The sequence below is a fragment of the Lyngbya sp. CCY1209 genome (assembly GCF_055795065.1).
Genome location: NZ_JAYFER010000210.1, coordinates 22,169 through 28,938, shown reverse-complemented (window position 1 = coordinate 28,938; position 6,770 = coordinate 22,169). Strand labels below are relative to the sequence as shown.

General features: G+C 56.4%; 7 protein-coding genes and 1 pseudogene. 6 read left to right on the top strand and 2 right to left on the bottom strand.

The window, feature by feature from the left end:
• Positions 1–76: 76 nt before the first annotated feature.
• From iscB to AC0QHF_RS04215, 4 genes and pseudogenes are all read left to right on the top strand, one after another.
• Positions 77–871: pseudogene (gene iscB, locus AC0QHF_RS04230) on the top strand (RNA-guided endonuclease IscB); the annotation flags it as partial.
• A gap of 93 nt (positions 872–964) precedes the next feature.
• A complete protein-coding gene (locus AC0QHF_RS04225; protein ID WP_324702937.1) occupies positions 965–1,183 on the top strand; it encodes an exodeoxyribonuclease VII small subunit in 219 nt (72 codons plus the stop codon).
• Positions 1,167–2,096 (top strand): WD40 repeat domain-containing protein, encoded by a 930-nt coding sequence (locus AC0QHF_RS04220; RefSeq protein ID WP_324702936.1) that lies wholly within the window; start codon positions 1,167–1,169, stop codon positions 2,094–2,096. The genes AC0QHF_RS04225 and AC0QHF_RS04220 overlap by 17 nt, the downstream gene beginning before the upstream one ends.
• A 191-nt stretch (positions 2,097–2,287) precedes the next feature.
• Positions 2,288–2,869, top strand: a complete 582-nt coding sequence (locus AC0QHF_RS04215; protein ID WP_324702935.1) for a hypothetical protein — start codon at positions 2,288–2,290, stop codon at positions 2,867–2,869.
• Positions 2,870–2,916: 47 nt separating this feature from the next.
• On the opposite strand, the gene AC0QHF_RS04210 is transcribed toward AC0QHF_RS04215, so the two are convergent.
• A complete protein-coding gene (locus tag AC0QHF_RS04210) occupies positions 2,917–3,588 on the bottom strand; it encodes a sigma-70 family RNA polymerase sigma factor (RefSeq protein WP_324702934.1) in 672 nt (223 codons plus the stop codon).
• A gap of 436 nt (positions 3,589–4,024) precedes the next feature.
• On the opposite strand from AC0QHF_RS04210, the gene AC0QHF_RS04205 reads away from it, so the two are divergent.
• Positions 4,025–4,915 carry an ABC transporter permease gene (locus tag AC0QHF_RS04205; RefSeq protein ID WP_324702933.1) on the top strand — a complete coding sequence of 297 codons (891 nt, stop codon included), beginning with the start codon at positions 4,025–4,027 and terminating at the stop codon, positions 4,913–4,915.
• Between the two features lie 13 nt (positions 4,916–4,928).
• Here AC0QHF_RS04205 and AC0QHF_RS04200 read toward each other — a convergent pair whose 3' ends face one another.
• On the bottom strand, positions 4,929–5,225 hold the full coding sequence (locus tag AC0QHF_RS04200; RefSeq protein ID WP_324702932.1) for a hypothetical protein: 297 nt from the start codon (positions 5,223–5,225) through the stop codon (positions 4,929–4,931).
• 599 nt (positions 5,226–5,824) lie between these two features.
• Here AC0QHF_RS04200 and AC0QHF_RS04195 point away from each other — a divergent pair.
• Positions 5,825–6,685 carry an ABC transporter permease gene (locus AC0QHF_RS04195; protein ID WP_324702931.1) on the top strand — a complete coding sequence of 287 codons (861 nt, stop codon included), beginning with the start codon at positions 5,825–5,827 and terminating at the stop codon, positions 6,683–6,685.
• Positions 6,686–6,770: the final 85 nt, after the last annotated feature.

Genomic DNA, 6,770 nt, shown 5'->3' with positions numbered 1-6,770 from the left:
GCCGTGTGAGGTGAAAGTCTCATGCACGGTTTTGAATGGGAGGGGGAGAAGGTGACTTCTCTCTCGACCCCTAATTGATATGCAAAAGATACAGAACCCCGAGGTGTCTGGGGTTGAGTATCAGCAAGGCGAATTGCAGGGCTACGAAGTCCGAGAATACCTTCTAGAGAAATGGGAACGGAAATGTTCATACTGTGGTGCTGAGAATGTACCGTTAGAAGTCGAGCATATTCTTGCCCGCTCAAAGGGTGGCTCCGACCGCGTTTCAAATCTTTGCCTTGCCTGCAAACCTTGCAACCAAGCGAAGGGAAATCAGGATGTTCGGGACTTTTTATCAGGCAAGCCTGATTTACTGAGTCGGGTTCTCAGGCAGGCAAAGTCACCGCTTAAAGATGCAGCAGCGGTTAATTCAACCCGCTGGGCATTGTTCCATGCACTGAAAGAGACTGGCTTACCAGTAGCCACCGGAACGGGTGGGCAAACCAAGTTCAACCGGACTCGGTTAGATCTGCCCAAAGCCCATTGGCTGGATGCCGCGTGCGTGGGGCAAGTTGATTCGTTAGACCTGTTGACCGCGAAGCCGTTGCTAATTGCGGCGAAGGGGCATGGAACACGCCAAATGTGCGGCACTAATAAATATGGGTTTCCGACCCGCCATCGGTCACGAGTGCAAATCCACAAAGGATTTCAGACGGGCGATATTGTCAAAGCAACCGTTACGACAGGAAAGAAAGTTGGTTCCTATGTGGGACGGGTTCTCTGTCGTGCATCAGGCAGTTTTGACATTGCCACGACTGCTGGAAGAGTGGCAGGCATCAGCCATAAATACTGCAAATCAATTCATAGAAAGGATGGTTATTCGTATGCCTGAAAGAGTCATAAGATTGACGGCGGCTAAAGCCGCACGTTCGTTTTTCCTCCCCCGGCTAAAGCACGGGGGCTTCCAAACGTATCGGAGGTTATCGTGAACGAGTCCGAAACCTGGGATTATGAAACCACGGTGAATCGGGTGGAATCGGCGATCGCGGCGATCGAGTCCGGTCAACTGTCTTTGGCAGAAGTGTTCGAGCAATTTTCCGTCGCCACGGAAGACCTGAAGCGGTGCGAAGCATTTTTAGATCGGGGACGGCATCTTCGCAATCTGTGGGTGGAATCGTTGGAGGAAGATGAGCCAGAATTTTGAATCCGAACCCCCGATCTGGGAATGGACGCAAACGTTGGACTGGGCCGCCGGAGAGGTCAAAGCCCTCAGTCTCAGTCCGGACGGTCGCTTTTTGGTGGCCGGCGGCGGACAGATCGGCATCTGGGAGATGCGGGACGGGCGATTTGAACCGAGCCTCGCCCTGTCCAAATTGCCCGGAACGGCCTCGGCGGCGGCGTTTTCCCCGGACGGCGAATGGGTGGCGGTGGGGTGCGATCGCCACATGGTGCTCGTCGATCTCCGGGAACGAAAAGCCCGGGTTTTGAGCCTGGAATCGAGCCTTTCCGTCTGTTCCGTGGCCGTGAGTCCCGACGGGCGAGAGTTGGCGGCGGGGTGTTCGGACGGGGCGATCGAACGCTGGGATCTGGCGGCGGAACAAACCCGCCCGCCCCTCGTCGCCCACCAGTTTCCCATCTGGTCCCTCGAATTTAGCCCGGACGGCGCGTTGCTGGCCAGCGGCAGCGGGGACGGTACGGTGGGACTTTGGGAGGTGGAAACCGACGCGAACCGGGCGATATTGTTGGGCCACACCTTGCCCGTCCTCTCCGTGGCGTTCCGCCCCGACGGCTTGATTCTGGCCAGCGGGGGGTGCGATCGCTTGATCCGCCTCTGGTGGCTGGAGTTGGGGCGGGAGTTGGCGACGTTGGAGGGGGCGTCCGCTTCGGTGGAGGCGATCGCATTCGCCCCCGACGGTCAGACCCTCGTCGCCGGATGTGGGGATGGCAGCATCAGCATTTGGCCCGTGGACGCCGAGTTGCAGGTGGGAGAACCCGTCGCACCCCTTCGCACCCTCGATCGCCATCCGGCCGGCATCAATTCCGTCGCCATCGCCCCAACTTGCCTCGTCAGCGGCGATCGGGCCGGGACGATCCGGGTCTGGCGGCGGAAATTTTAGATTTTAGATTCTTCCCATCTTGCCTTCCTCCGCCCCCCCGCATTCCCCCGATCACAGGTTAGGGCTAGAAAGCCCCGTCGCTGTCTTCGCGGGGATTGGTTACCCACAAATCTGGCGTAAACTGGGGGGGTCTGGTGTAAAAATCGGTGATCACCCCGATCGCGGGGTTTCCCACCTTGAGGAGATTGTTTATGATTGACCCCAAGCATCCCACCCGTACTCGGCTCGGATTTTTCAGCCTCCTATTCGGCATCGTCCTTCTGACCGGTGGCGCGATCGCCCGGGCGGGAGGCCCGCCCCCCCAACAGGGCAAACCCGCCATCCAGGAACCGGCGGGGAAGCCGGTGGAAGTGGAGGAAGGCGCCGAAGGTGCCACGCCGTCCGCTCCCGCGAGCCCATTCCAACCGGGCGATCGGCCCGTGGAAGATACGGAAGAACCGCCGCCCCAATTTCCCCTCCCCAGCGCCCGAGTTTCCCCCGTTAACGGTCGGGTCACGCTCCGGCTCGTCAATTCCACCAATACTGTCGTCGAATACCAAGTGGTGGGGGGGACGAGACAGCGGATACTCGGCCAACAGTCGGAAGCCGTCCTGGAGAGACTGCCGATTCCCCTCAACTTGACCTACCAGCGGGGGGATGCCGGGTTGCTGCTGGTGCGCCCCCGGGCGGTTGAGAACGGCGTTTTGGAAGTTCGGTTCGATGTCACCGACGATCTCGATTTCGATACCAAATCTCTGAATATCAACGAACAGGGGACCGTCTTTTTAAATTGATCCCCATCCCATCCTTGCTCCTCACCCCGTTGCGATCCGATCGCGCTTCAAGTCAACGCCGAAGCATTTTCCGCGTTTCCCTCGTCCGGTGCCGCCTCCGCCATCGCTTCGCCGAGATAAATGGCGCGAATGTCCCGCGGCAGGGTCGTCTCCAAAATCCGATATCCCCGCTCCAACAGCTCCCGCACCTCCCTCGGAGAAATAGCCTCCCCTTCGGCCTGCAGGTAGGCGGCGATGCGGGTTTCGCTCCAATGGAACGTCTGGGCCATCAGCACCGTCAACCGCAACAGCGGCTCCATCTGGTCCAACACCTGGCCGACGTAGCACCACAGGGGCGGCGGACTGTCCGGAAGGGAATAATGGATCGACTCCACCGGCGGCAGTTCGGAGCGGTTGATGCAGATGGCGCTGACGTTGATAATCCAATTTTGCAGGGTGGCGCCCCCGTCCGCCATCTCGGCTTCCCGCAGGTTCAACCCCCGCATTTCATAAAAGATGTGGCGCCAGGTGAGGGCGAATAAATAGTCCGCCTGCACGGGGGATTTCACCGAATGGCAGATCAGCGTATAGACGATCAGGGCATAGCGGCAGAAAATGACGGTAAAGTATCGACCCCGATCCGGATGATTTTGAAACAGGGTCAGCAATTCCTGGTCGGTATGGTGAGACAAGGATTTGACCAGGGGATGGTTGGATTCGGGAAGGTGAAGCGTCTGCACCTTAATTTAATACTCCGAATTTTAGACGGCTCGATCGAATTTCTGTCGAATCATAGCCGATCTGTGGGGACAGATCAAGCCGGGAAAGTCAAAAGTCAAAAGTCACGCATTCAAAAATTCCGGACTCTTCCCGCATCGGGAAATCTAAAATTAGGGCGCAAGCCAGGCGCCCCTACAATCTAAAATTCCCGACTCCCGACCCTCATCGCCGAGCATCTTCGACACCAACGGATTCCAACCGGATCGGTTGCAGCGTGGGCTCCGACGTCGGATTTGGGGTTATGATGGTCACGGCCAGGGGCAACCCCAAGAGCGTGACCCCAGCGAAAATTCGGCGTATCATCGATCGCATCTCCAATGTCAACGGGCGACCCTTCCATCCTGGCGCGATCGCCCGCCATTTTCCTTCCCCCAAAAGTCCCATTTTGATTCGGTTATGACCGTTTGGAAACCCCGCGATTCTCATCCTTCTTCCCGCGACGTTCGCGATGTCAAAACTCCGGCGATTCTCATCCTGCCGGCGAGTCTCTGGCTGGCGCTTTTTTTCCTGCTTCCCCTGGCGATCGTGCTCCTTTACAGCTTTTTACAGCGGGGCACCTACGGGGGCGTGATTTGGGCGTTCACCGCCGACAACTACCGCCGTTTGCTCAATCCGATCTATCTGGGAGTGTTTTGGCGATCGCTGCAATTGGCCGCGCTGACCACCGTCATTTGTCTGGCGATCGGCTATCCCCTCGCCTTCTTTATCGCCACCCGCCCCCCCCGCTGGCGAAACGTTTTATTGATCTTGGCGATACTGCCATTTTGGACGAATTTTCTGATCCGCACCTACGCCTGGATCGTCATTTTGCGAGATGAAGGCCTCATCAATACTCTCTGGCAAACCCTCCACCTCATCGACGAACCCCTCGATCTCTTATTCACACCCTTTGCTGTCACGGTGGGTTTAATTTACGGCTACCTCCCCTTCATGATTTTGCCCCTTTACGCAACCTTAGAACGGTTCGACTTTTCCCTCGTCGAAGCCGCCCAAGATTTGGGAGCCAACGACCTCCGCACCCTCCGGCGCGTGGTCTTTCCCCTGACGGTGCGGGGCATCGTCGCCGGCTCGATTTTAGTGTTTATTCCCGCTTTGGGGGCGTTTATCACCCCGGATATTTTGGGGGGTGCTAAAACGGTGATGGTGGGCAATGTGATCCAAAATCAATTCCTGCAGGCGCGGAACTGGCCCTTCGGTTCCGCGCTCTCAATTTTGTTGATGATTTTGGTGTTGATTCCGGTATCGATTTATTTTCGCCCAGCCGGTCTAAATCCCGATTCCGACTGATGGTTTCCGAGGCTCAAGATACTTGATGGTCGTCCCATTGCGGACATTCGGGGAGCGATCGCCCGCCCCAGTCGGGATGCACTTGCCCTTCGTAAATTTCCAGTTTCGAGGCGGGACTGTTGACCTGCCGCTCCAAGTATGATAAGGGCAGGACGACCGGCCAAAAGAGGGAGGCTATCCCCAACACTTGCCAGGAGGAGGCGTCGGTTTTTGCGGTGGAGCGATCGCGCCAAAATCCGCGAAACAAATAGGCAAAGGTCAAAATCGCGATCGCGACATATCCGCGTAACATCAGGTTAAAAACTAGCATTTTTTTCTCCAAAAATAGATTTTTGGTGACCGGACTGGACTGATGGTGAGAGTTCTCAATTGATCGTCCTCAGACGGGTCGATTCCGACGGTTCCGATCAATCGGTGAAGCGACGGGCGGGGCCGGCCTGTCATGACCGCCCCGGCTCCTCACTGATCAACTAGGTAGATGCGAAGACAATTATGCAACATTTGAATTACGCTATATTTTAAAAGATCAATTTTGAAACGGCAATCTCCCTTTTTTATGATCTGAAAAACAAATTGGCTCCCATCCTCCGCCCGCACCCCCCGGATGGGTGCGATCGCTTCCGTGGAGAATGTAGGCCCGGGAATCACTAAGGTAGATGAAACGCGGTATTTGCGCCCGATAAACCTGTTGAAACTCCGGTTTTTCTGCGAGGACGAGTGATTTCAATCTCTGTTGTGGGGCCTTTGACGGTTGGAGTCTGTGACGCCGGACACGGAGTGGGGATGAAAAAGTTGCCCCCGGCGGTGTTTCCAATTTGAGAGCTTCAAAAAATTGTACCGATCGCAGTAGGATGAAAGAACTATCCAGATTGGAAGCCATCCGATCGCCGGCATAAATTTGTATCAATTGTGACCAATCGTGACTTACTAATTCGTTCTGTCGGAAAAACCGGACTGTGGGCGAATGTCGCCCTCGGATTCGCGTTTTTGTACTTGCCCATCCTGATTTTGGTGGTCTATTCCTTCAACGCCTCCCGCTTCAACGCCGTCTGGACGGGATTCACCCTGGACTGGTATCGCAGTCTGTTCGGGGCGATGGCGGGGGAAACGGCGGATATCTCCACGGCGGGAGTCTGGGAAGCCTTATCCAACAGCCTGATCGTCGCGACGGTATCGAGTGCGATCGCCACCGTGTTGGGGACCGCCGTCGCCTTGGGACTCGAACGCCACCGCTTTCCGGGCGATCGCTTCCTGGAAGGATTGCTGTTTTTGCCGATCGTGATTCCGGAAATCACCCTGGGAATCTCCCTGCTGGTGTTTCTGACCCTGACATTTCGCATCGTCGAAAACCTGACCGGAATCCGCCTGACGTTGGGCCTGCCGTCCGTCATCGTCGGCCACGTCACGTTTAGCATTTCCTTCGTCGCCATCACCGTGCGATCGCGGGTCGCCGACCTCGACCCCAGTTTGGAAGAAGCCGCCCTGGACTTGGGGGCAAATCAGTGGAAAGCCTTCCGCCGCGTCACCCTCCCCCTGCTCTGGCCCGGGATTCTCAGTGCGAGCCTCCTGGCATTCACCCTCTCCCTGGACGATTTCGTGGTCACATTTTTTACCTCCGGCGTCGGATCCACCACCCTGCCGCTGTTCGTCTACGGGATGATCAAACTCTCAGTCACCCCCGCCATCAATGCCATTTCCACCTTGATGCTCTCGGTTTCCCTGATTCTGGTATTATCTTCCCTACAGTTCGGGGGAAGAATTGACAATTGACCATTGACCATTGACCATTGACAATTGACAATTGATCGTTGACAATTGATCATTAATTTTTTATCCTTCTGCTCCCGATTCTCCA

Excerpts from the sequence above, each read along its gene's own strand:
- AC0QHF_RS04220 (WP_324702936.1), top strand. The coding sequence starts at position 1,167 with ATGAGCCAGAATTTTGAATCCGAACCCCCGATCTGGGAATGGACGCAA.
- AC0QHF_RS04215 (WP_324702935.1), top strand. The coding sequence starts at position 2,288 with ATGATTGACCCCAAGCATCCCACCCGTACTCGGCTCGGATTTTTCAGC.
- AC0QHF_RS04205 (WP_324702933.1), top strand. The coding sequence starts at position 4,025 with ATGACCGTTTGGAAACCCCGCGATTCTCATCCTTCTTCCCGCGACGTT.
- AC0QHF_RS04200 (WP_324702932.1), bottom strand. The coding sequence starts at position 5,225 with ATGCTAGTTTTTAACCTGATGTTACGCGGATATGTCGCGATCGCGATT.